This window comes from Nonomuraea sp. NPDC049486 (assembly GCF_040676925.1).
Lineage (GTDB): Bacteria > Actinomycetota > Actinomycetes > Streptosporangiales > Streptosporangiaceae > Nonomuraea > Nonomuraea ferruginea.
On the sequence record NZ_JBFAPV010000007.1, the window covers coordinates 14934 to 39637 of the forward strand.

The following is a 24704-nucleotide window of genomic DNA, read 5'->3' on the forward strand; positions in this document are numbered from 1 at the left end:
CGGAAAAGTGACGATATATTTCGTCGCCAGCCGGAAACGTAGATGGCGGGGGCCGCTTCGTCAACACCTCTGTCAAGGTCCGCCGGATATGCCGGATATTCGGTGGCAGAGCCATACCGATCCAGCTACAGCCCGGATTCGGACGGCAGGAGCGAGGGAGGTTTCCGACTATGGTGACGTTCCATGAAGCGCGTCCTCGTCCCCGCGCGGCTGCGTCAAGCCGTGCGTTCGTGGTTCGACTCCCGGTACATCTCGATCGCGGATCACCGCCAGGACATCAGAGACGCTCTCTGGGAGGTGCAGACGCTGCGCCGGGAGATGGCCGCCCTCCAGTCCGAGGTCGAGCGCCTGCGCGCCGCCGTCAGGCAACAGGCCAGGCCGCCGGGGCCGCAGCCCGGGTCCGCCGACGCCCAGCGGGTCGCCGGTGACGCCCACCGCCTGGCCAAGGAGACCGCCCAGGCTCTCGACGGCCTGCTGCAGAACGAGGTCCTCATCTGGCAGGCGATCGACGACCTCAAGGCGCGGGTGCCCGCCGTGGCGCGGGAGGAGCCTCGGCCGTGCGCGTGACCTGGGCTGACGGCCTTCTCACGTTCCGGCTCGACCTCGAAGACCAGATCACCGGCAAGGCCTCCGACGAGTATCCCGTCAAGCTGGCCACGAACTCCTGCACCATCACCGACGTGCCGGACGACGCCCACCCCGACCTGTTCGCCGTCGCCGCCTGGACGGTCGTCGCGCCCTGGACGAGGAAGCGGATCACCTTCGACCGCGCGGTCTCCGCCCGGTTCGCGCAGGTCCTCCATGACGGCTGGGGCGTCGAGGCCGGCCCCGTCGGCGCCGAGCCCCGGGCCGCCGGCGGCACGCTCGCGATCTCGTACAGCGGCGGCGCCGACTCCGTGGCCGCGGCCGCGATCTACCCTGACGCCCCGTTCGTGCACTTCCGCCGGGTGCCGCACCCCCGGGTGCCGAACAGGTGGCCGCACTACCGCTCCGACGTCCTGGCCAGGCTCGCCCAGCAGACCGGCCGGCCGCTCACCACGGTGCGCTCCGACCTGGAGTACACCCTGGCCGAGCCGCGCCCCGGCTATCCGGAGCACCACGCGGTGGCGGCGGGCGCGCTGCTCAACGCCGACCGGCTGGACCTCGGCGGGCTGGGCTTCGGCTACGAGATCGGGTCGCGCTGGCTCGGCGGCGGCCGCTACCTGCACCGCTACACCCCCGACAACCCCATGTGGGCCCCGCACGGCAAGTGGGGCCGGCTCTTCGCCGCGGTGGGCGTGCACATCGTGCTGCCCGTCGGCGGCGTGAGCGAGGCGGTCACCATGCGCCTGGCGCTGGAGTCCGAACTCGCCGGCCAGGTCCGGTGGTGCCTCAGCGGCGCGGCCGACGGCCCCTGCCGGACCTGCGCCAAGTGCCTGTACAAGGAGCTCATCCAGGCCGCCGTCGAACGCCGCCCGCTCGACACCCCGCTCACCGCCGGCCACCCCCGGGCCAGGAAGTGGCTCCGCCCGCCGCCGTACGGCGGTCAGGAGATGGTCGAGTACGGCCTGGCCCGCATCCCCGGGATCGAGCGGACGCTCTTCGCCGGGGCACTCGACTACTTCGACGCCACGGAGGAGTCCACCAGCTGGCTCGAACACTGCTACCCGCCGGCGCTGGCCGAGATCCCGGAGCCGTGGCGCGAGCGGGCCACCTCGTTCATGACCGCCGAGGTCGGCCTCATGACGGAGAAGGAGATCCACCGGGTCGAGACCTGGGGCTCCACCGGATAACGTCTCCGGCGGCAGCGAGTGAGGGAGTGAGCGCATGAGGGTCTACCTGTCCGTCGACATGGAAGGCGTCACCGGCCTGACCGACCCCGAGGAGATGCACGCGGGCAAGCGCGGGTACGAGCGGGGCTGCGAGCTGATGACGGCCGACGCCAACGCGGCGGTCGAGGGGGCGTTCGCCGCCGGCGCCGGGAAGGTGCTGGTGAACGACGCCCACGGGTCGACCAAGAACCTGCGGATCGACCTGCTCGACCCGCGGGCGACCCTGATCAGGGGGCCGGGCAAGGCGCAGCGGATGGCGCACGGGCTCGACGGGTCCTTCCAGGCGGCCGGCTTCGTCGGCTACCACGCGCGGGCCGGGGTGAGCCACGGCGTGCTCAACCACACGTGGATGGGCAAGGAGATCCAGAACGTCTACCTCAACGGCGAGATCGCCGGGGAGACGCGGGTGGTGGCGGCGTGCGCCGGGTTCCACGGCGTGCCGGTGGTGCTGGTCACCGGTGACGAGGCCGTCGGCGAGGAGGCCCGCCAGCTGCTCGGCGATGTGGAGACGGTGGCGGTCAAGAAGGGGATCGACAAGTTCTCCGCCGAGTTGCTGCCGCCGAGCGTGGCCCAGGGACGGATCCGTGAGGGCATGGCCAGGGCGCTAAGCCGGTTGACCGACTTCACGCCCTACACGATCGATCCCCCGTACACGCTGGGTGTGGAGTGGAACTCGACGGCGATCGCGGCGGCCGTGGCGCTGATCCCCGGGGTGAAGGTGGCGGGGTCGCGGCACACCGAGTTCACGACGGACGACTTCGCGCAGATCATGGCGCTGTTCGGCATCTTCGCGACGATCGGCGGCCAGGTGGCGTGCGGCAGCGGCCCGTACGGGTGAGGGCCCTCGCGTGAGGACCGGGGGCGGGGAGTCGTAGGGTTCCACCGTTCGTCCGGGGTTCCGGGTTTTGCGATGGATTGGCCGGTTCCGTGGGTGTCCCGGGCGGCGGGGCGGCAGCATGGGCGGGTTCGTGACGCCGCGCGGGTCTGACAGCGCGGCCAGGGCTGGAGGCGGGTGGCATGGAAGGCGCGGAGCTGACCAGGCGCGGGCTGCTGGTGGGCATCGGGGCCGCGGGCGGCGCCGGGGCCATGTACGCCGCCATGGGCGCGCTGGGGCTGGCCCCCGACGAGCAGGACAAGACTTTCACCCCGCCCAGGCCGGGCGACTTCTCCCTGCAAGGACGCGGCGCGGCCAAGGTGGTGATACTCGGCGCCGGCGTGACGGGGCTGACCGCCGCCTACGAGCTGGGCAAGGCCGGCTACGACTGCACCCTGCTGGAGGCCAGGGCCAAGGCCGGCGGGCGCAACCTCACCCTGCGCGGCGGCGACCGGCTGACCGAGCTGAACGGCCCCGCCCAGGAGGTCAAGCTGGGCGAGGGCCTCTACTTCAACGCCGGCCCGGCCCGGATCGCGCAGTGGATGGTGACCCTGGACTACTGCCGCGAACTGGGCGTCCCCATCGAGACGTTCGTCAACAGGAACGCCCAGGCGTACATCCACACCAACGGCCAGTCCGTGCGCCAACGCACCGCCCGCGCCGACATGTACGGATATGTCGCCGAACTGCTCGCGAAGGCCACCGACTCCGGCGCGCTCGACCGCAAGCTCACCGCCGAGGACCGGGATCGGCTGCTCACCTTCCTGCGACGCTTCGGCGACCTGGGCCCCGAGCTCGACTACGAGGGCTCGCCCCGCCGCGGCTTCTTCGACTACCCGGGCCTGGACGAGGGCAGCCCGTTCCCCCCGCCCGGCAGCCTGGCGCAGGTGCTCGCCGCGGGCACCGGCCGGGCCATCACCAACGACTTCGGCCACGACCAGGCCAGCCCCATGTTCCAGGTCGTCGGCGGCACGGACACGATCGTCACCAGACTGGTGGAGGCCATCGGCGCGGACCGGATCACCACCGGCGCCAAGGTCACCGGGATCACCGACCTGCCCGACGGGGTCGAGGTCACCTGGGACGGCGGCCGGACCAAGGCCGATTACTGCATCGCCACCCTGCCGCCCCACCTGCTCGCCAAGATCCCGCACAACCTGGGCGCGGACGTCACCGCCGCCCTGCGGCTCCCCACGCCCATGTCCACCGGGAAGATCGGCCTGGAGTACGATCGCCGCTGGTGGGAGCTGGAGGACCGGATCTACGGCGGCGTCAGCGAGACCGACCTGGACATCGCACGCATCTGGTACCCCTCGTACGGCTACCACAGCGAGCGCGGCGTGCTGGTCGGCTACTACAACCACGGGCCGGACGCCGAGCTGTACGGCGCGCTCACCCCCGACGACCGCCGCCGCCGCGCGCTCACCCAGGGCAAGAAGATCCACGGCGAGAAGTACCGCACCGGCGTCCTGTCCTCCATCTCCGTCGCCTGGGAGCGCCAGGAACACATCCAGGGCGGCTGGGCGAGCTGGCCCGCCTTTGATTCGTCCTTCACTCTTCTGCAACGTCCCAGCGGAAGGGTCTACTTCGCGGGCGACTGGCTCACCCGGCTGACCGCCTGGATGGCCGGAGCGATGGAATCAGCCCGTGGCGTCGTCACTGAGCTGCACAAACGCGTGCTGCAGTCATCGTGACGCCACCCGCTGCTCCCGGGACCGGCGTAAGGTCCTGAGAGGAGCGATCGAGGAGATGGGATGACGTTGCACTGGGTGCCGGCCGCCGGCCGGACCGACCTGCTGGCCGAGCCGGTGGCGCGGGCGATCGGGCAGGTGGAGGACGCCCGGGTCGCGGAGATCGACCCGGAGCTGGCCGACACGGCCGCGTTCTGCGAGCGCTACGGCGTGGCCATGGGAGCTTCGGCCAACTGCGTCGTCGTCGCCGCCAAGCGCGGCGGCGAGGTCCGCTACGCCGCCTGCATGGTGCTGGCGACGACACGGGCCGACGTCAACGGCGTGGTGCGCAAGCATCTCGGCGCCCGCAAGGCGAGCTTCGCCCCGATGGAGGAGGCGGTGGAGCTCACCGCTATGGAGTACGGCGGCATCACCCCGGTCGGCCTGCCGGCCGACTGGCCGATCCTGGTCGACACCCAGGTCGCCGAGCACCCCGAGGTGGTCATCGGCAGCGGCCTGCGCCGGTCCAAGCTCGCCGTCTCCGGAGCCACCCTGGCCGGGCTGAAGGGAGCCGAAGTCCTCTCCCTGTCCGTCTGAGCGCGACAGCTCCAGAGAGCGAGGAACGATGCCGGCGGAGGGCCGATCGGTCACGGAGGGAAGACACCGTGGCCGAACCGAGACCGTTGGATCGGAAACCATTCACCCCGATCCGGACGTTGTACGAGTGGGAATGTGGCCTCATGGTTCATCTCGTGGGCGGGGATTAAGCCGGTATGGTGCTTCATGCCATGAACGATGACCGACTCGGCCCTTACCGGCTGCTCAGGCGGCTCGGCGAGGGGGGAATGGGCGTCGTCCACCTCGCGGTCGACCCCCAGGGGCGGCAGGTCGCGGTCAAGGTCCTGCGCGCCGAGGTCGCCGGCGACGAGCTCGCCAGGCGGCGGCTTTCGCGCGAGGTCGAGACGATGCGCCGGGTGCGGAGCAAGTACATCGCCGAGGTGCTCGACGCCGATGTGACCGGTCATCGCCCGTACATCGTCACCCGCTACGTCGCCGGCCGCTCGCTCGACGAGATCGTCAAGGACGACGGCCCGCTCGACCTGCCCGCGCTGCTCAAGATCGGTCACGGGGTGGCCGCGGCGCTGGCCGCCGTCCACTCGGTCGGCGTGATCCACCGCGACCTCAAGCCGGGCAACGTGCTGATCCTCGACGGCGATCCCGTGCTGATCGACTTCGGCATCGCGCAGGCGGTCGACGCGACGCGGCTGACCCAGACGGGCATGTTCATCGGCACGCCCGGCTACCTCGCGCCGGAGATCATCGAGGGGCAGGAGGCCGGGCCCGAGGTCGACATCCACGCCTGGGCCGGCACGCTCCTCTACGCCGGCACGGGCCAGCCGCCGTTCGGCAAGGGCACGCTGGAGATGGTGTTCTACAACATCACCGCGGGCAAGGCCGACGTGAGCGCGGCCCCCGGGCCGCTCCAGCCGCTGCTCAAGGGCGCCTTCCAGCGCAACCCGGCGAAGCGGCCCAAGGCGGCCGAGCTGGCCGAGCAGGTGGCCAGGCTGATGCCCAAGGCCGGGCTGTCGATGCCCGACGAGATCTCCACGGTCCCCCACCCGGACCCGTCCGTGACTCCCCCGTACGAGGGACCGACCACCCCCGCACCCGGCCACGACAGAATCCGCCCCCAGCCCGTCAGCGGCCCCCAACCGGCCTTCCCCGGCGGCTCCCAGCCGGCCTTCCCTGGAAGCGGTTCTCAGTCGGCGTTCCCTGCGGCCGGCGGCGGTTCTCAGGTCCCGCAGAGCGGCGGCCCTCAGGGGCCTTCGGCCCTGCCGCACGGCGCCGCGGCGAGCGGCCCGCAGGGGCCGGGCAGCGGAGCGCAGAGCCTCCTCACCGGTTCCCAGAGCCCCGACACCGGCCCTGCCGCCGGTACGTCCGGCACCCCTTACGGGCCGGGCAGCGGCGCACAAGGCCCCGGTGGAACCCCCCACAGCCAGCCACAGAGCCTCCTCGGCGGCCCGCCCGGTCAAGGCCCCGCCGGAGGCCCGCAGAGCGGCCCCCAAGGCCCCGCCGGAGGGCCGCCTGGCCCTGGCAGCGGCGCTCAGGGTGCCGCCGCCGGGCCGTATGGGCAAGGGAGCGGTGCTCAGAGTGCCGCCGGGCCGTATGGGCAAGGGAGCGGGCCGCAGAGTCCTGCGAGCGGGTCTCATGGCACGGGCAGTGCGCCGCAAGGGCTTGCCAATAGGCCTCACGGCAGCGGGCCGCAAGGGCTTGCTGGAGGGCCGCATGGCTCGCAGGTGGCTGGTGGGGCGCAAGGGGGCGGGGCTCGGGATGCGGAGGCCGGTGACAAGCCGTCGTGGGAGATCTCCACGCCGCCGATGACGCCGCGCAAGCTCGTCGAGGGCCAGGACCCGCGCGTCCCGCCGCCCGCGCAGGACCAGCGGTACGTCTCGCTGCTCGGCCAGGGCGACCCGTGGCCGACGCGCAGGGTGAGCCCTGAGGAGCTGCGCCAGATGCAGCGCGAGGCCCAGCAGAGCGCGCCCTGGCAGCAGGGCCCGGGCGGCCAGGGTCAGGCCAACCACCATGTGCCGGAGGCCGACGTGCCGACCCGGCGGGTGCGGCCCGACCCGCAGGACCTGCCTACCAGGCGGGTGCGCCCCGAGGCCCCCGACTACGGCAGGGGCACCCCGGTGCAGCCTCCTCCGTACATCCCGCCGCAGGCCCAGTTCCCGCCCGACCCGCAGACCAAGCGGGAGCCGTTCATCCCCGGCGCCCGCCCGGGTCAGGTGCTGCAGCGATCGGCCGCCTACGGGGTGGCGGGCGCGATGCTGCTCATCATCATGATCGTGCTGGCCGCGCGGGCGCCGGTGCTGGTGACCCTGGTGTCGCTGCCGGTCGCGGTGCTGCTGCGCGCCGCCGACCTGGCCCAGCCCGAGCTGATCACCCGCCGGCCGACGGGCGCGGCCGCGCTGGACGTCATCAGAGTGTTCGCCTACCCCAAGGCGCTGGTCAAGTCGGCGGCCATCACGCTTGCCCTGATCCCGTACGCGCTCATACTCGGACTACCCGTGACGCTCCTGCTCACGGTGATGGCCGGCATGAGCCCAGACAACGCGCTGGCCTGGGGCGCCGGGGTGGCCCTGTGGACGGTGTGCGCAGGCCCCGGAGTCGAGGGCCCGGGGCGCCAGATGCGCAGGACGCTCTCATCGCTCGTACCCTCGAGAACAGCGGCGATGGTGATGGCGGGAGTGTTCGCGGCGATGGCCGCGCTCACGCCGATCCTCGCCACCGGCACATTCGGGGACAACGCGAGGAGGGCCATATGGACTCCGGTGAACGTCGGGCCCGTGGTCGATCTGCTGCAGGACTGGAAGGGGGACTCGGGGGGATGACGCTGGGACGATGGCGATGAGCGCGGGCAACACCCAGACGCCAGAGCGGCTCGGCCCGTACCGGCTGGTGCGGAAGATCGGCGAAGGCGGCATGGGGGTGGTGCACCTCGGCATCGACGGCGACGGCCGTGAGGTCGCCATCAAGGTCCTGCATCCGCACGTCGCCGCCGACCTGAAGGCGCGCGACCGGCTCACCCGCGAGGTCGAGACGATGCGCCGGGTGCGCAGCCCGCACGTCGCCGAGGTGCTCGACGCCGAGCTGGTGGGGGGCCAGCCGTACGTGGTGACCCGGTTCGCGCCTGGGCGCACGCTGGAGGAGACCGTGCTGTCCGACGGGCCGCTCGGCCCGCGCCAGCTCATCACCCTCGCCCAGGGCCTGTGCCAGGCGCTCGTGGCCATCCACGCGGCCGACGTGATCCACCGCGACTTCAAGCCGTCCAACGTGATGCTCGTCGACGGCGAGCCGCTGGTCATCGACTTCGGCATCGCCCATCTGGTCAACGCCACCCGGCTGACCCAGACCGGCATGTTCGTCGGCACGCCTGGCTACCTGGCGCCGGAGATCATCCGCGACTCCGACATCACGCAGCGGGCCGACGTGCACTCGCTGGCCTCCACGGTGTTCTTCGCCGCGACGGGGGTGCCGCCGTTCGGCACCGGCACGTTCGAGGCGGTGTGCTTCAACATCATGGAGGGGCGGGCGCAGCTCGACAAGGCGCCCGTGTGGCTGCGCGGCTGGCTCAGCCGCGCGCTCCAGGTCGACCCCGCCGACCGGCCCGACGCGCGCGAGCTGCTGCGCATGGCCAGGGCGCTCGACCCCTCGGTGACCACGTTCAACGAGTCGCCGCCGGAGGACCAGCCGGGGCGGACCAAGCGGCTGCTCGGCCGTACGAAGGTCATGGAGTCGTTCTCGGACCTGCTGCCGCCGGTCCAGTACGGGCGGCCGGCGCGCGAGGAGAAGCCGCCGCCGTACGTCCCCGCGCCTGTCACGTCCCGGCCCCCGTGGCCGGACCAGCGGGTGGCGGGCTATCCCGCGCCGGCCCCCACACACGCGCAGCCGCAGGCCCAGCCCCAGCCGCGGGCCCAGGCCCAGGCGCGGCCCCGGGCCTACACGCCGCCGCGCGACCAGACGCCGCCCCGCGAGCGCAAGCGCTACCTCGCGGGCAGCCAGTTCGTGGCGCTGCTCGGGCTCGTCACGCTGGTCGCGCTGGCGGTGATGATGCCGGTCATGGTGAGCGCGATCGCGATCGTGCTGGCGCTGGTGCTGCGGGTGGGCGAATACCTGTTCGGCGACATGGTGCAGCGGCGCCAGGTGCGCGGCAGCAGCGCCGCCGACCCGCTGCTCGTGCTGGTCGGCACGCCGTGGGCGCTGATCAAGGCCACGCTGGTGAGCGTGGTGCAGGTGCCGCTGGCGATCCTGTTCGGCGTGTGCGTGTGGGGCGTGCTGCGGTGGGGCGGCGGGATGGGCGTGAACGAGGCCGCCGCCTACGCGGCCGGCGCGCTCGTGGCCGGCCTGTTCCTGCTGCCCGGCGGCGGTTCGCCGCGCAAGGCGGTCACCCGCACGCTCACCGGTGTGCTGCGCTCGCCCGGCGCCGCGACGGTGGCGGTCCTGGTGATGGGCACGGTCGCGCTGTTCGCGGTGATGTTCGCGCTGGGCGGCACGCCGTCGTGGGAGCCCTGGCGGGCCCCCGAGACCGTCATCGAGGAACTGACCACCCGGGCGCATGACAGTGCGACCGGCCTGATCACGGGCCTCGTCGACGACCTGATGAGAGAGCTGGGGCTGGGCTTCCTGTCGCCCTGGTCGTGAGTGTCCCCGGCGGCCGTGGTGGGGAGAAGTAGGGGTATGAGCGAGCACCTCGGCCCCTACCAGCTGCTCTCGCGGCTGGGCGCGGGCGGGTTCGGCCACGTGCACCTGGCGCTCGACCAGGAGGGCCGCACGGTCGCGGTCAAGGTGCTCCATCCGCACGTCACGGCCGACTCGGCGGCGCTGGCCCGGCTGGCCCGCGAGGTCGAGACCATGCGGCTGGTGGGCGGCAAGAACGTCGCGGAGGTGCTCGACGCCTCGTTCGACGGCGACCGGCCCTACCTCGTGACCCGCTACGTGCAGGGCAAGCCGCTCAGCGCGGTGCCCGTGCCGGTGGCCGACCTGCGCAAGCTGGCCACCGGGCTGGCCGAGGCGCTGGTGGCCATGCACGACGCGGGGGTCGTGCACCGCGATCTCAAACCGGCCAACGTGATGATGAGCGAGGGCGAGCCGGTCGTCATCGACTTCGGCATCGCGCACGCGCTCGACTCGCTGTCGGTCACCGCCTCGGGGGCGGTGGTCGGCACCCCCGGTTACTTGGCGCCCGAGGTGCTGGAGGGCGGGCCGGCCGGCCCGGCGGCCGACGTGTTCTCCTTCGGGGCGACGCTGGCCTACGCCGCGACCGGGCGTCACCCGTACGGCACGGGGCCCGCGTCGGCGGTCGCCTACCGCGTCGTCCACCACGAGCCCGACCTGGAGGGCGCGCCCGGCTGGCTGGAGCCGCTGCTGGCCGAGTGCCTCGCCACCGACCCGGCGGCGCGGCCGGTGGCCGCCGACATCTGCGCGCGGCTCGGCGTGGCGGCGGTCCCTCGGTTACGCCGCCTGCCGCGGCCCTCGGTGGGTACGGGGCGCCGCTCCGGTCGTGATGTCCACCACATGGCGACGAGGGAGTGGCAGCCCGGCAGGGCGGTCGGCGAGCTCTCGGCGGAGGACGCCAGGGCGCGGCACCAGGAGAGGGTGCGCAGGCGCTGGCTGGCCGGCTCGACGGTGTTCGTGGGCTTACTGTCGGCCGCGGCCACCGAGCCGCTGCCGGAGGTGGCGCTGTTCCTGATGGCCGTGTTCTCGCTGGCAGTGGTGGTGGACGCGGGGTTCGCGCTGTTCTCGCGAGGGCCTTTCACCAAGGGCAGGGTCATCGCGGACGCCGTGGGCGTCGCCGGGGCGATCGGCCTGTCGGTGGCGCTGAGCGCGTTCTTCAGCACGCCCGTGCTGGCGCTGTTCGCGGGCACGGCACTGGTCCTCGGGATCGTGTTCCTGCTCACAGCCTGAGCGCGTGACCAGGGCCGCCAGCAAGCAGCGGAACAAAGCTCGGTAAGGTGGGGCGGGGAGTCGTTACGCGCGGATGCACGTGTCAGCGCGTAAGCTACCCGTGGGTAACATGAGCGCCGGGACACCCGCTGTCACAACGCCCATGGGGCCCTGGCAGTCTGGACAGGACATCCGGCGCCGACCGCTCGCGCGGCGGCGCACGCGAACACGGGAGGTCGGCCACCGGCCATGAACATTGTCGTCTGCGTGAAGCAGGTCCCCGACACGGCGACCGAGCGCAAGCTGCGGTCCGATGACAAGACCCTCGACCGTGACGCGGTCGACGGCGTGGTGAACGAGCTCGACGAGTACGCGGTCGAGGAGGCGCTCAAGCTCAAGGAGGCCCACGGCGGTGAGGTGACCGTCCTCACCATGGGCCCGGGCAAGGCCACCGAGACGATCCGCAAGGCCCTGGCCATGGGCGCCGACAAGGCGGTCCACCTCGTCGACGACGCGCTCCACGGCTCCGACGCGCTGGGCACGTCCTACGCCATGGCCCAGGCGCTGAAGAAGATCGGGTTCGACCTGGTCATCCTCGGCTCGGAGTCCACCGACGCGCGCACCGGCGTGCTGCCCGCGATGCTGGCCGAGCGCCTCGGCACGCCGCAGCTCACGCTCGCCAACAAGGTCGAGGTCGACGGCTCGTCCATCAAGATCCAGCGGATCACCGACTACGGTTTCGACCGGGTCGAGGCCTCGCTGCCCGCGGTCGTGTCCGTGGTCGAGAAGATCAACGAGCCGCGCTACCCGTCCTTCAAGGGCATCATGGCGGCCAAGAAGAAGCCGGTCGAGACCCTGGGCGTGGCCGACGCCGAGATCGACGCCGCCCAGGTGGGTCTCGACTCCTCCTGGTCGCAGGTCGTCGACTTCGCCCCGGCCCCGCCGCGTGCCGCCGGCACGATCGTCAAGGACGAGGGCGACGGCGGTGCCAAGGCCGCCGAGTTCCTCGCGTCCAAGAAGTTCATCTGAGAACGGGGGTTTTACTGATATGTCGGAGATTCTCGTTCTCGTCGAGCAGGTCGACGGCGAGGTCAAGAAGGTCACGCTGGAGCTGCTGACCCTGGCCCGCCGGCTCGGCACGCCCGCCGCCGTCTGGGCGGGCCCCGGCTACACCCCGGAGGCCAAGGCCAAGCTGGCCGAGTACGGCGCCGAGACGATCTACGTGGCCGGCTCCGAGGAGATCACCGGATACGTGGTCGCGCCCAAGGCCGAGCTGCTCGCCCAGCTCGTCGGCGAGAAGTCGCCCGCGGCCGTGCTGGTCGCCGCGACCGCCGAGGGCAAGGAAGTCGCCGGGCGGCTGGCCGTCAAGACCGACTCCGGCGTCATCACCGACGCCGTGGGCCTCGGCGACGGCTTCGTGGCCGAGCAGTCCATCTTCGGCGGCGGCGTGAACGTCCAGGCGAAGGTGAGCAGGGGCATCCCGATCGTCGCCGTGCGGCCGAACTCGACGGCCCCGGAGGCCGCCGCGGGCGCCGGCGCCGAGGAGGAGGTGTCGGTCTCGCTGTCCGACGCCGCCAAGTCCGCCCGCGTCGTCGAGCGCGTCAAGCAGGAGAAGGGCGCCCGCCCCGAGCTGACCGAGGCCGCGATCGTGGTCTCCGGCGGCCGCGGCGTGGGCTCGGCGGAGAACTTCTCGGTCATCGAGGGCCTCGCCGACGCCCTGGGCGCGGCCGTGGGCGCCTCCCGCGCCGCCACGGACGCCGGCTGGTACCCGCACCAGTTCCAGGTGGGCCAGACCGGCAAGACCGTGTCGCCGCAGCTCTACATCGCGGCCGGCATCTCCGGCGCCATCCAGCACCGGGCCGGCATGCAGACCGCCAAGACCATCGTGGCGATCAACAAGGACCCGGAGGCGCCGATCTTCGAGCTGGCCGACTACGGCGTCGTGGGTGACCTGCACCAGGTCGTCCCGCAGCTCACCGAAGAGGTCGACAAGCGTAAGTAGCTTTTCGGAGCTCTTTTCCGGGAAACGGCGCCGCACCCCTGTGCGGCGCCGTTTTCGCGTCCGGTGGGTTATTGGTGAGGGTCGGTTCGGGTTCTGCGAGCCGCTTGGGCTGGTGGGTCGCGTTCTGCAAGCTTTTTTGGCTGGTGGGTTGTGGTCCGTAAGCCTCCTGCGCTGGTCGCTTGGGTTCTGTGAGCCTCTTGGGCTGGTGGGTCGGGGTCCGCAAGCCTCCTGGCCTGTGGCTCGGGTTTTGCAGGCCTCTCGGCCAGTGGGTCGGGGTCTGCAAGGACTTCGGGGTCGGTTCTGGGTTTTGCGGGCCTTTTGGGATGGTTGGGGTTTCGGCAGGGTTTTGGGTTGGTTTGGGTTTTACAAGCTTTTTTGGGAAACCCCTCGGGCTGGGCGCCGTTAGCGAGCCTTCGGCCCGCCCGCTCCGCCGTAGGCGATGGAGACCGGCCTGTGGTTCTGTGAGTGGGGATCTCGAACCTTGGGACGTGGTCGGTTCTCGTGGGAGTTCAGGTGCCGGGTGGCTCTCGTTTTCACTGTGGCTCGGCCGGGAGGAGGAGGCGGAAGGTCGCGCCTTCGCCGGGGGAGGAGTGGATCTCCACCCGGCCGCCGTGGGCGGTCACGATGGAGCGGACGATGGCCAGGCCGAGGCCCGCTCCTCCGGTCGTGCGGTTGCGGGAGCCGTCGGCGCGGTAGAACCGGTCGAAGACCCGCTCCGCCTGCTCCGGGGAGAGTCCTGGGCCGGAGTCGGCGATCACCAGAGCCGCGTCCCGGCCGACGGTGCCCACGCCGATCCTGACCGGGGTTCCCGGCGGGGTGTGGGTGACGGCGTTGCCCACCAGGTTCGTGACCACCTGCCGGAGCCGGTCCTCGTCGCCCAGCACCGGGGCGCTCCCCGGCGGGCCGTCGTCGGGGCCGGTGAGCGTGATCGCCCGCGTCGGATCCAGAGCGGCGAGATCGGCGCGGGCGTCGGCGGCGAGCGTCCGCAGATCCATCGGCGTCAGATCAAGCCCCACCCCGAACCCACCGTCCCTGAACCCATCGTCCCTGAACCCCACCGTTCCCGAAGTGCCGTGGTCGGCGGTGCGGTCCCCGAAGGAGCCGTCTCCAAAGGCGCGGTCCCTGAGGGGGCGGTCTCCGAAGGAGGCGTCTCCGGAGGAGCCGCGCCCGAAGGCGCCGCGACCGGCGGCGCGGTCCCCGAGGGCGCGGCCCCCGAAGGGACCGCAGCCCTTGGTGCGGTCCTCGGAGGTGCGGTCCCCGGGAGTGCGGTCCCTGGCGGTGGGGTCTCTGGAGGTGCGGTCGGCCGGGGTGGGGGCTCCGGGGGTGGGGTCGGCCGGGGTGGGGGTTGTGTGGGTGGGGTTGGGGGTGGCGAGGTCCATGGTGGCGAGCAGCAGCAGGTCGTCCACCAGTTTGGCCAGGCGGGCGGACTCGCTCTCGATGCGGGCCAGGGCCGCGTCCGCGTCCGTGCCGCCCATGCGGTAGAGCTCGGAGAAGCCTTTGATGCCGAAGAGCGGGGTGCGCAGTTCGTGGCTCACGTCGGCGACGAAACGGCGCATCCTGGCCTCCGACTCCTCCCGGGCGGAGAAGCCCCGCTCGATCTGCGCCAGCATGCCGTTGAGGGAGCGGGCCAGCCGTCCCACCTCGGTGCCCGGACCGGCGGGCTCGGGCACCCTCCTGCTGAGGTCGCCGGCGGCGATGGCCGCCGCGGTCTCCTCGACCCGGCGCAGCGGCGCCAGCCCGGCCCGGATCGCGAACCCGCCCGTCAGCGCCAGCAAGCCCAGCAGCAGGCCGCCCGCGACCAGGGAGGCGAGCCGCACCCGCTGGACCGTCGAGTTCATCCCGTCCAGTGAGACCGCCGCGACGACCGAGGCATGCGTGCCGCGGGTGGCGGGCACCGCGACCGTCCGCCACTGCTCGCCGTCGTCGCCGGAGACCGTGAACGGCCGCCCCGCGCGGGCCTCGACGGCCGCCGCGTCCAGCCGGGGCAGCCGCGGCAGCCCGCCGGCCGTCGGAGCGCCGGAGGAAGGGCCGGCGCCGGTGCCGACCCCGCTGCCGACCCCGGCGCCGACCACAGTGGTGACCACGGTGCCGTCGGCGGCGAGGAAGGCCAGCCGCACCTCCTCGATCAGGTCGAGCTGGGACGGGGCGGCGGGGGCGGCCCGCTTGCGCAGCAGGTCCATGAGCTCGGGCGGCATCGAGGCGGCCGCTGTCGCCAAGGGGCCGAGCTGGGCGTCGATCCGGGCCAGCAGTTCGGCTTCGAGCTGCCGTACGACGACCGTGCTCACCAGCGCGAGGCCCGCCACGAGCAGCGCCACCGTGATGGCGAGCAGCCGGGCGCGCAGCGACAGCCGCCTGATCATGGCTTCGGCCTGCGCAGCACGTAGCCGACGCCGTGGACGGTGTGGATGAGCCGCGGCCCGCCGGTGTCGAGCTTGCGGCGCAGGTAGCTGATGTAGGTGTCGACGATGCTGGAGTCGCCGGCGAAGTCGTAGCGCCACACGTGCTGGAGGATGTCCGCCTTGGGCAGCACCCGGCCGGCGTTCTCGGCCAGGTGGCGCAGCAGCCTGAACTCGGTCGGCGACAGCCGCACCGGGACGCCGCCCCGCGTCACCTGGTGGCCTTCCGGGTCGACCTCCAGATCGCCGACCGTCAGCGTGTGGTCGCCGGGTGAGGCGCCGGTGCGCCGCAGGATCGCCCTGATGCGGGCCAGCAGCTCCTCCAGGTCGAACGGCTTGGTCACGTAGTCGTCGCCGCCCAGCCGCAGGCCGTTGATCTTGTCGGCGGTGGCGTCGCGAGCCGTCAGGAACAGGACCGGCACCGGCCCCGGCCTGCCGCCCGCCCTCGGCAAGGTTCTCAGCCTGCGGAGCACCTCGAACCCGTCGAGGTCGGGCAGCATCACGTCGAGCAGCACCAGATCGGGCGGGTCGCGCCTGGCCGCCTCAAGGGCCCGCGTGCCGCTGTCGGCCGAGCTGACGGTGAAACCCGCGAACCGGAGCGTGGCCGCGAGCAGCTCCTTGACGGTCGGCTCGTCGTCGACCACGAGCAGCCGCTCGCCTGTGGGTTCACGCACCTGCCGCCCTCCCGCCTTCAGCCTACGAGCCGGGGTCACACATCACGCGTGCGGAACCGGGTGCGTGCCCAGACCATCATGACCGCCACGAAAGCGGCCAGCACGCCCATCCCCATCCAGATCGGGAGTGAGCCTTCCGAGGGCATGAGCGACCGGAAGGCGGCCGTGTTCGGCCACCAGGTGCTCAGCGTGAGGCCCAGGAAGTCGGGCATGATCGGGGCGAACATCGGCAGCAGCAGGAAGGCCGTGGCCGTGTTCACCGCCGCCGCCGTGCTCCTCAGCAGGATCCCGAGCGACAGCCCGAACAGCGCCACCAGCTCCAGCACCACCGGCCCGAAGAGCAACAGCCGCACCGCGTCGGGATCGTCCAGCCAGACCCGCGGCACGCCGTGCATGGCGAGCGTGATCTGTGAGACCAGGAACATCCCCCATACCGCCGCCGCGCCTGCCGTGAGCCCGGCCACGGCCACCAGCGCCGCCTTGGCCACCACCAGCCGGGTGCGCCGTCCGGCCGCCGCCACGGTGGCCCGGATCGTACCGGAGCCGTACTCGGTGCTGGCCACGAGCGCACCCAGCGCCGCGACCAGCAGCTGGACGATGAAGACGCCCCGGGAGCCTCCCTGCAGCGGATCGAACGCGGCCTGGTCCGCCGCCGTGGCCCGCGCGTACTCGGCCGCCGACGCCTGCGCGAACAGCCATCCCAGCAGCACCGACACGGCGATGACGGCCCCGGCCAGCACCGGCATGACGGGGACGCTCCTGAACTTGGTCCACTCGGCCCGCACCAGCCCCCTCACAGCGCGGCCCCGAACTCTACGCTGTCCCTGGTCAGCTCCATGAACGTGTCCTCCAGCGAAGCGCGGCGAGGCGTCAGCTCGGCCAGCGCCACCCCTTCAGACGCGGCCAGCCGCCCGATGTCCGGGGCCGGCATGCCCGTCACCACCAGCTCGTCGCCGTGCGCCCGCACGTGCGCCCCCGCCAGCTCCAGCAGCCTGCCGAAGCCCGCCCCGTCGGCCACCCGGACCAGCACCTCGGCGCCGGCGCCGGTGAAGTCCTCGACGTCCCCTTCCGCGATCAGCCGGCCCCTGCCGATCACCACCAGCCGGTCGGCGGTCACCGCCATCTCGCTCATCAGGTGGCTGGAGACCAGCACCGTGCGGCCCTCGGCGGCCAGGCCTCGCAGCAGCGTACGGATCCACAGCACGCCCTCCGGGTCGAGCCCGTTCACCGGCTCGTCCAGCACCAGCACCGGCGGGTCCCCGAGCAGCGCGGCGGCGATGCCGAGCCGCTGGCACATGCCGAGCGAGAACCCGCCGGCCGGGTAGCCCGCCGCGTCGGACAGGCCCACTAGGTCGAGCACCTCGCCGACCCTGCGGTCCGGGAGGCCGCTGCCCCTGGCCAGGTAGAGCAGGTGGTCGCGGGCGGTGCGGCGCGGGTGCACGGACTGCGCCTCCAGCAGCGACCCCACCTCGCGCAGCGGCGTCTCCAGGTCCCGGTAGCGCCGCCCGCCGACGGTCACCGTGCCGGACGTCGGCAGGTCGAGCCCGAGGATCATCCGCATGGTGGTGGTCTTCACGACTAACGGTTTGGGGCACATAATCGAGATAGAACGGTCACGAAGCCCCAGATCAAGGAGGTTCCGCCCATGTCCCCCGCAACCGCCGCCATCGTGGACTACTGCCGGATCTCCTACGACAAGCGCGGCGACGCCGAAGGGGTCGAGACTCAGCACCTGGAGAACATCGAGTCGGCGGAGGAGCTGGGCGAGGAGATCACGGCGACCTACGTCGACAACGATCTGTCTGCGTTCTCCGGTGTGGAGCGGCCCGACTATCAGCGCCTGTTGTCGGACATGGCCGCCGGTAAGGTCCGGCTGATCATCGTTCGGCACGCGGACCGGTTGCACCGCGACGTCGAGGAAGTGACGCAGTTCATCAAGGTCGCGCGTGCCTGCAAGGTCAAGCTGTACAGCGGCATGAAAGGGTCGTTCTACAACCTGGAGAAGGCCGCCGGGCGTAAGGAGCTGGTGGCCGACACGTTGAGCGCCAGCTACGAGAGCGACCACCGGGGCGAGCGCGTCAGCGACGCCCGTAAGCGCCAGGCCCGCAACGGTGCCTACGGCGGTGGCGTCCGTCCCTACGGTTGGGGCGTGGACACCGGTCGTGTCCGGTCGGTGTGCGTCAATCCCAAGGCCCCGATCTCTGAGCGCCGTTACGAGGACCGGCCCGTGCTCGACATGACCCGGCACCGGGAAGATGAGGCAGCCGAGATCAGGCGATGGGCCAAAGATCTGTTGGCAGGGGTGCCGACTGATCAAGTGTTGAGGGACATGGCCAGGCGGGGCGTCCAGACCGTCAGCCAGACCGACGGGCGGACCTTGAAGCGTCACGGCAAGGTCATCGAGGCGCAGGGCTGGACCGCGCGCACGGTCAAGCAGATCTTGACGCACCCGCGTACGTCGGGTCACGCCGTCTACCAGGGAAAGATCATTCGACGGGACGCCTACCCCGCGATCATCCCGGAGGACACGCGACAGGCTTTGATCACGTTGTTCGCCGACCCTTCGCGGAAGACCAGCCCTGGCAACACGCCCAAGTGGCTTGGTTCGCTGATCGTGTTGTGTGGCCGGTGCGATGACGGCACGGTCGCGAGCGTGCGCAGGAACAGCCGGGGAGAGCCCGTTTACCGGTGCCGCAGCAAGGATCACAGCTTGCCCAAGGCAGAAGAGCTGGACGCCTACCTGGCGCGCGTATTGATCAAGCGGCTGTCGCGCGAGGATGTTCACGATCTCCTCCCGGTGAATGTGGACGTGGACGCCGCCGCGTTGCGCGAGGAGATCGTGACGTTGAACCAGGCGAAGAAGAACGCGGCCCGTAAGGTCACGCTGCGCAAGTGGGACGAGGAGACCGCCGACGAGGCGATCGCTACCGCCATGGCCCGGATCGAGGAGATCCGGCAGATCTTGAGGCAGGTCACCTCGGACAGCCCGTTGGCCGAGTTCGCCACCTCCGACGACGCGCAGCGCACGTGGGACGGCCTGTCACTGGGCCGCAAGCGGGAGATCCTGAAACTGTTGGTCACGGTCAAGGTCATCCCGCCCGGTCGCCGCCGCAACGTCCCCGTGGAGGAATGCGTGACCATCAGCCCGAACACGCCGACCCCTCCCCAGCCCGGTATGCCGGTGGCCGCGTAACGCGCGCGTGCCCCCGCCGACGATCGCACCCGGCGGGGGCATGCCCTGATCGCAGGGCAGCTAGCGCAGCAGCAGCGCGAGCCGTTCACGCTGGCTTTCCGTCAGCGGAGGCCAGCCCCGCACCATGGCCGTGATCTTGTCATCGTCGCCGTCTGTCGGCCCCGTCGGCACGTCCGCCGCGTGCTCCTGTCCGGGTAACCGCTGATCTTCCGTCCTGTCTCGCCCATCCATCCCCTTGCCGCCTGTCTCGACCGGCAGACCAGGCCCCGCACCGTTCCCGCGCCAGTGATCAGCGCAGCCCGGAATCAGGGCAGGCCGCCCCGTGATCGTTTAATGAGTGCTGTCGGACAGCGGCCAGGCAGCCCACCCACCCACCCTGCCGAGAGTGGTTGCGCGCCGTCGATCAGGCGCAGGTGAGACGCCGGGGAAGAAGGGCCAACCCCGAACAGCGAAGACCTTCCACAGTGGTGCCTACGGCACGTTTTCCCAGGTGCGCGCACGCGCCGCAGTCGCCGGCACGCCGTATGCGCTGGCTATTCGGTCAGGCCCAGACGCATCGCCTGACGCGCTTGGCGATGCTCACGCCCCAGCACATCGGCCAGCACCCGATCCCCGAACGTGTGGTACCCGATACCGGCTATCTTCCAGTCGCCGACCACGACCATCGCCCCGCCGCCATCGTGCGCCCACGGGTCGTGACCCCGATCCTGCCCGGCTTGTGCCCGCCGCCAGGCCCGCCGCCGCTCACGCAGCGCGGTGAAGGTGGTGGAGTAGCGGCGGCTCTTGGACGTGACATGCCCCCGGAACCCCAGCGTGTGCACGTGGCGGGCCAGCCGAAGTGTCCGGCAGGTGGCCAGGCGTGCCAGCTTGCGCACCGTCGCCGTGAGCGCGGCCACATGGCCCGCCAGCCTGCCGCCGCTACCGTCGTCGCCCCCGTCGCCCGCAGCAGGGCGGGAGGCGGGCAGACCGCTCACGCTGTCGGACACGGTCTTGGTTGCGTACTTGGCCAGGTAGCCCGCGACCCGTGCCGCGTCCACGTCTCTGGCCGCCACCAGCCGCACGTCCAGTTGCCTGCCCCATCGCGCCACTGCCGCCGTGCGGGCGTCCACCACGGGCAGGGCCACGTTCACCCGTCCGGCCGCCTGTCGCAGTGCCGCCGTCAGCAGTTCCACGCCCGCCCACGCCGGAGCGGGCAGCACCGCATCCGGATCATCCGGGTTCACCCCGTCCAGCCGCGCCAGCACGTGCAGGTGCACCACGCCCCGCCGCTGGAACTCGGCGACCTTCACATACGACACCCGCAGCAGTTCCCGGATTTGGCGCACCCCGACCGGCCGCCCGCCGAGGGCCGGAGCCAGCGCGGCCAGCGCCCGATACACATAGATCACCGTGCGCCGCCACAGCTCACCCACGTGCGCGTTCCACAGCACTTGCCCGGCCAGGTCCGCACAGTCCACGCACAGCGGAGCCCCGACCAGCGCGTCAGCGCCATCGTGGCGCGCAGGGCACCCTAACGGCCTGCCGTGCTCACACATGCCCTTACCGCGCTTGCCACGCTCGCCGCCCTGTCCGCCCCGCACGGCACGGCAGATCCCGCCGTCGCGGAAGGCGTGCACCTTGCCGAAGCTCGGCGCGGTGAAGGTGGCCAGCACGATCGGGTTGCCTCCCGGCTCATCCCCGTGATCCAGCCCATCAGCGCTCTCATCAGCGCTCTCGTGAGCAGCGTCATCCCGGCCAGCCCTCACCCCAGCGGCGAACACGTGCCAGGCATCGGCGCGGTAGCGGGCCGCGCACGGCGGGCACACGCTTTCGCGGCGGTCCTTGCACGCCACCAGCAGCACCCCGCCCGGCTCATCGGAGCTGTCATAACGCGCCGCGACCTCGCCGGTCCCCTGATGGATCGTCGTCGCCGTGCCGGACAGCCGGATCGGCCGGACGCAGTACCCGGCGCGTTCTACTTGTCCCGCCCAGCGCCGGTAGTCGTCGTCATCGGCCACCCGGGCGATCATCTGTCCCAATACGGACGTGCTTCTCATCATCTGACATCCTCTTCCGGACTCTTGCCGGACCCGTCCACAGCCGGGAGCGGTTCCCCGCGACGCGCCCCCGGTGCGCAGACTTCCCGAGAGGTTCTAGGCGCGGACGATCAGCGGCCCGCCCTCACCGGCTCCCAGTGCTCCAGGACCGTGCGCCGCAGCGCGTCCAGGTCCTCCGGCGCGTCCAGCAGCGCCGCTCCGAGCCCGCCGCACTGCCACGGTGCGTGCACGAACGCCCGGAGATCGTCTTCCAGTCGTTGCTGTCCGCACTTGCTCAGCCACCGGATGAACCGTTCCGCCGCGTGCTCGTCTCCGATCTCTCTCGGCTGGAACTCTTCGTCTGCCACCCACATCTTCACGCGCTCGTCCTCCTTCTCGTTGTTCGCGTGTGCCGCACAGCGCCCGATGCGCCCGCGACGTTCCCAAGGGTGAGGCGGCACCCCCGTTGTGCTGTTGTGCCGGTTGAGACTGTCAGATACCTACCTTTATCAACCAAGCAATCGCTTGGTTCAAGGCTTAGGTGACAATCCGTAGGCGATAATCTTCCTTTCCGGAAAGCCGCCCGGGACGGATGTGACGATCCCGGACGGCTCTCGGACCCCCGCGACGGCTCCCAGCCCCCCGTCAGCCGCCGTCACCGCGACCCGACGATCAGCCCGCGACCCGCGCGCATGTGGCGGGTACGTACCCCTGCGTGAGGCTCTGCCCGAGCCAATTACGCGTCGCGGGGATCTTGACCAGGTACCAGTTACGGCCGCTGCGACCGCACTTGTCGGCGTAACCGTTCGAGCCGTTGCCCCGCAGCACCCCGCACGACGTCAGGGTCCTACCGGTGTCGCGGACCCGCAGCACATCCGCGTTCGTGAAAGCGAACTCCCGCACGCCGACGCGGACCCCGGTGATGACGATCTTCCGGCACGCCGCCTTCCGCGCCTTGCTGGCCGTGCTGGCCGTGCTGGCCGTGCTGGTCTGCGTACCGGTGTGCGCGGTGGCGGGCAGCGCGACCGCGCTGACGGCCAGCCCGGCGGCGATGATCGCGGAGGCGAACAGGGTGGACGGCTTGAACTTCGACATGATCTTCTCCCTGTGGAGTAGGTGGTGACAGGGTGCCGGTCGGCCCCCGCCGATCAGCGGGCCGGATGCCCGCTGTCGTGCACAGGTCGCGCGTGATCGCATGCGATCCCCGGACCTGCCGCGTTCCCCCTAGTAGCCCGGACGCCGCAGCTCAGCCGCATACGCCGCCAGCCGCGCCAGGTCCGCGTCACTCAGGTAAAACCCCTTGATCTTGGTCGGGCCGGCAGGCCCGGCCAGCAGGTAACCGACCCCCGCCGCACCCAGGCCGATCGTGGAGGCGTCCACGCCCCGCGCCGCCCAGCCCGCGCCCAGCACCGTGTCCGAGGCGTCCCGCGTCGAGCAGCGCAGCGCCCACCGGGTATCGAACAGATCCCGGATGTAGGTCGGGATGACCTCACTGCCCGGCTTCTGCGTGGCCGCGATCAGCCGCACCGCCGCCGCGCGCCCCCGCGCGCCCAGATCATGCAGCCCTTCCAGGAACGCCGCCCGCTTCTTCTTGTCCGGGTGCAGCGTGAACGCGGCCAGCTCATCGACCACGACCAGCAGCGGACCATGCCCCATACCCGGCGTGATCTTCCGCACCCCGGACGCCGACAGCAGCGCGTACCGCTCATCCATCCGCTTGCACGCCCACTCCAGGCCCGCCGTGGCGCTGTCGATCTCGCACCGGATGCCGCCGTGCGCGACCTTCTCCCACACGGCCAGTTCCACGCCCGCCTTGCCGTCGATCATCACCGCGTCCGTGCCCGGGTCGAGCATCAGCCCGGCCACCACACTGTGCAGCGCCACCGACTTGCCCGCTTCCGGAGCGCCGCCGATCAGCAGATGCACGCTCATCGCCGCCGCCCCCCGTCCAGCTCCTCCAGCCCGTCCGGCTTCTCCAGTTCGGGCGGCCCGTCACCGGAGCCGCTCAGCAGAGCGACCGTGACCAGTTCCCCGTTCTCGGCCACGCCGACCGGGATGGGCTCCCAGGCGCAGGACATCCAGCCCGCGTCCGGCGCACCGGCCCACGGCCATACCAGCGACCCCAGCGCGGCGAACGGGTCACGCCGGATCACCTCCACCAGCGCGTACCGGGCGTTGACCTCATCGGCCGTCACCACCACGCCGGAGGCGGCCAGCGACGAGGCCAGCCACGGCGCGCGATCGTCCACCTCACACGCCGCGCTGCCCTTGGGCAGCCGCACCCGCAGCCGTTCCCCGGCCGCCGTCCGCTCCGCCCGCATCACGCGCGGGATGCGGTCGTTGTAGGTGGCCAGCCCGGCGAAGCGGGCCGCCCGGTCCCAGCGGCGGATCACCCGCGAGTACCACAGCAGGTGCAGCAGCCAGCCGCGCACAGCCGGGACCCCGCCGAACATCGCGACCAGCCAGACCGCCAGGCCCGCCAGCACCGGCCAGCCGCCCAGCGACCAGCCGCCGCCCAGCAGTAGCCCCGTGGCCGTGATCAGGCCCAGCTCCCGCCGCAGGAGCCACATCGGCCGCAGCACGTACATGGTCAGCCGTGACGCCGCCGTGCTCTGCGCACGGATCGGCGCGGCGGGCATCTCCACCATCGGCGGCAGCCCGGACGGCCGCCCGGGAACCTGCGGACCCCCGATCCCGCTCATGACGTGCTCTCGCCACCGGTGGCCATCGGGCTACCGCCATGCCGTGCCGAAGCGGACGAGGCCGAAGCGGACGGGGCCGAGGCGTGCGGGGTACGTCGCGTGCCACCGGCCGCGCCCTCACCCGCCATCGACGCCGGACGCGAGGGGGCCGCGTTCGCGGCGGCCGAGGCGTGCACGCCGGTCACGGCGGCAGCGCTCCACCATCGGACCTCGCCCTCTTTGGCCGTGTTGAAGCACAGCCCTTCCACCCGCACCGGCAGGCCCGGCACCAGGTGACTCTGCTCGCCCGGCAGGTTGAACTTGATCTTTGCCGAGTCGGCCCCGTCCATGGCCAGCAGCGTCACGACCATGATCGGCTGGCCGTCGTCGGTGACCTTCGCTTTCTTGGTCGTGAAGTCCTTGGCCGCATTCGGTGGCGCGGTTACCGTGAAGGCCAACCGCCCTGCGTCGATCGGAAAGCGCATCCGTCTGCCTCCCTTCAGGGGTGTGTCCCGCTGACACACCCACACTGGCAAGCAGTACTCGAACATATGTTCGAATCGTTCAACGCGATGCCCGTCCGGCATGCAGGCGTGCACTGTCGCGCCTCGCATGTTAAGGGCATGTTCGCGGGCTGAGTTCGATCACGTCGCATGGCCGCGCATGCGGGAGCGGCATCGCTGTGCCCGCTATTGGCCACCCGGTTGCATTCCGCAGCATGCCTGTCACGTAGTGTGATGTTCGGGCGGTGGAGGCTGAGGTGCCCTTGCCGCGCCGGTGCTGTCCGGCTCTATCCCCGGTGCGGCGAGCCGGGCAGCACCTTCCAAACGGCGGACCCCGCCCGTATGCCCGGAATCGCCCAAGCCCGCTGATCATCCACATAGCCAAGCCGTCACTGATAGGACGGGGGGGCGGGAGCGGCCCAGGGGAACGCTATTCCCGCA

21 protein-coding genes are annotated in these 24704 nt (G+C 71.6%); 11 read left to right on the forward strand and 10 right to left on the reverse strand.

All coding sequences use genetic code 11. From position 1 onward, the window contains the following. Positions 1-183 precede the first annotated feature (183 nt). The 10 genes from AB0K05_RS20965 to AB0K05_RS21010 all read left to right on the forward strand — a co-directional run bounded on the left by AB0K05_RS20965 (position 184) and on the right by AB0K05_RS21010 (position 12801). A complete protein-coding gene (locus tag AB0K05_RS20965) occupies positions 184-567 on the forward strand; it encodes a hypothetical protein (RefSeq protein ID WP_364230976.1) in 384 nt (127 codons plus the stop codon). Beyond that, on the forward strand, positions 558-1772 hold the full coding sequence (locus AB0K05_RS20970; RefSeq protein ID WP_271276443.1) for a DUF6395 domain-containing protein: 1215 nt from the start codon (positions 558-560) through the stop codon (positions 1770-1772). Before AB0K05_RS20965 ends, AB0K05_RS20970 begins: the two co-directional genes overlap by 10 nt. A gap of 34 nt (positions 1773-1806) precedes the next feature. Beyond that, complete coding sequence (locus tag AB0K05_RS20975; protein WP_219548340.1) at positions 1807-2649, forward strand: M55 family metallopeptidase; 843 nt, start codon at positions 1807-1809, stop codon at positions 2647-2649. A gap of 179 nt (positions 2650-2828) precedes the next feature. Beyond that, complete coding sequence (locus tag AB0K05_RS20980) at positions 2829-4379, forward strand: flavin monoamine oxidase family protein (RefSeq protein ID WP_364230978.1); 1551 nt, start codon at positions 2829-2831, stop codon at positions 4377-4379. 60 nt (positions 4380-4439) lie between these two features. Then, complete coding sequence (locus AB0K05_RS20985) at positions 4440-4952, forward strand: YbaK/EbsC family protein (RefSeq protein WP_148029442.1); 513 nt, start codon at positions 4440-4442, stop codon at positions 4950-4952. 191 nt (positions 4953-5143) lie between these two features. After that, on the forward strand, positions 5144-7747 hold the full coding sequence (locus AB0K05_RS20990; protein WP_364230982.1) for a protein kinase: 2604 nt from the start codon (positions 5144-5146) through the stop codon (positions 7745-7747). Between the two features lie 10 nt (positions 7748-7757). Further along, on the forward strand, positions 7758-9557 hold the full coding sequence (locus AB0K05_RS20995) for a serine/threonine-protein kinase (protein WP_246640756.1): 1800 nt from the start codon (positions 7758-7760) through the stop codon (positions 9555-9557). 36 nt (positions 9558-9593) lie between these two features. Continuing rightward, complete coding sequence (locus tag AB0K05_RS21000) at positions 9594-10820, forward strand: serine/threonine-protein kinase (protein WP_271276437.1); 1227 nt, start codon at positions 9594-9596, stop codon at positions 10818-10820. Between the two features lie 228 nt (positions 10821-11048). Then, complete coding sequence (locus tag AB0K05_RS21005) at positions 11049-11828, forward strand: electron transfer flavoprotein subunit beta/FixA family protein (protein ID WP_148029444.1); 780 nt, start codon at positions 11049-11051, stop codon at positions 11826-11828. 19 nt (positions 11829-11847) lie between these two features. Beyond that, positions 11848-12801 (forward strand): electron transfer flavoprotein subunit alpha/FixB family protein, encoded by a 954-nt coding sequence (locus AB0K05_RS21010; protein WP_148029445.1) that lies wholly within the window; start codon positions 11848-11850, stop codon positions 12799-12801. Between the two features lie 533 nt (positions 12802-13334). On the opposite strand, the gene AB0K05_RS21015 is transcribed toward AB0K05_RS21010, so the two are convergent. The 4 genes from AB0K05_RS21015 to AB0K05_RS21030 are packed head-to-tail and all read right to left on the reverse strand — an operon-like array spanning position 13335 to position 17447. Then, complete coding sequence (locus tag AB0K05_RS21015) at positions 13335-15161, reverse strand: HAMP domain-containing sensor histidine kinase (RefSeq protein ID WP_364230985.1); 1827 nt, start codon at positions 15159-15161, stop codon at positions 13335-13337. After that, the gene (locus tag AB0K05_RS21020) at positions 15158-15871 is read right to left on the reverse strand and encodes a response regulator transcription factor (RefSeq protein WP_148029447.1); all 714 of its coding nucleotides are present in this window, start codon (positions 15869-15871) and stop codon (positions 15158-15160) included. The genes AB0K05_RS21015 and AB0K05_RS21020 overlap by 4 nt, the downstream gene beginning before the upstream one ends. Positions 15872-15906: 35 nt before the next feature. Continuing rightward, a complete protein-coding gene (locus tag AB0K05_RS21025; protein WP_271276435.1) occupies positions 15907-16668 on the reverse strand; it encodes an ABC transporter permease in 762 nt (253 codons plus the stop codon). After that, positions 16665-17447, reverse strand: a complete 783-nt coding sequence (locus tag AB0K05_RS21030) for an ATP-binding cassette domain-containing protein (RefSeq protein WP_364230989.1) — start codon at positions 17445-17447, stop codon at positions 16665-16667. Before AB0K05_RS21030 ends, AB0K05_RS21025 begins: the two co-directional genes overlap by 4 nt. Before the next feature lie 69 nt (positions 17448-17516). Between AB0K05_RS21030 and AB0K05_RS21035 the strand changes: the two genes are divergently transcribed. Further along, positions 17517-19064 (forward strand): recombinase family protein, encoded by a 1548-nt coding sequence (locus AB0K05_RS21035; protein ID WP_219544203.1) that lies wholly within the window; start codon positions 17517-17519, stop codon positions 19062-19064. A gap of 533 nt (positions 19065-19597) precedes the next feature. Here AB0K05_RS21035 and AB0K05_RS21040 read toward each other — a convergent pair. The 6 genes from AB0K05_RS21040 to AB0K05_RS21065 all read right to left on the reverse strand — a co-directional run bounded on the left by AB0K05_RS21040 (position 19598) and on the right by AB0K05_RS21065 (position 24245). Beyond that, entirely contained in the window at positions 19598-21103 is a 1506-nt protein-coding gene (locus AB0K05_RS21040) for a replication initiator (RefSeq protein ID WP_364230992.1), read from the reverse strand. 107 nt (positions 21104-21210) lie between these two features. Continuing rightward, positions 21211-21447: a hypothetical protein gene (locus AB0K05_RS21045; protein ID WP_219544201.1), complete on the reverse strand. Its 237-nt coding sequence runs from the start codon at positions 21445-21447 to the stop codon at positions 21211-21213. Positions 21448-21751: 304 nt separating this feature from the next. Continuing rightward, positions 21752-22174, reverse strand: a complete 423-nt coding sequence (locus AB0K05_RS21050) for a hypothetical protein (RefSeq protein WP_219544200.1) — start codon at positions 22172-22174, stop codon at positions 21752-21754. Positions 22175-22303: 129 nt separating this feature from the next. Then, the gene (locus AB0K05_RS21055) at positions 22304-23011 is read right to left on the reverse strand and encodes an FtsK/SpoIIIE domain-containing protein (protein WP_219544199.1); all 708 of its coding nucleotides are present in this window, start codon (positions 23009-23011) and stop codon (positions 22304-22306) included. After that, positions 23008-23781, reverse strand: a complete 774-nt coding sequence (locus AB0K05_RS21060) for a hypothetical protein (protein ID WP_219544198.1) — start codon at positions 23779-23781, stop codon at positions 23008-23010. Before AB0K05_RS21060 ends, AB0K05_RS21055 begins: the two co-directional genes overlap by 4 nt. Beyond that, positions 23778-24245, reverse strand: a complete 468-nt coding sequence (locus AB0K05_RS21065) for a hypothetical protein (protein ID WP_219544197.1) — start codon at positions 24243-24245, stop codon at positions 23778-23780. The genes AB0K05_RS21060 and AB0K05_RS21065 overlap by 4 nt, the downstream gene beginning before the upstream one ends. Between the last annotated feature and the right edge of the window lie 459 nt (positions 24246-24704).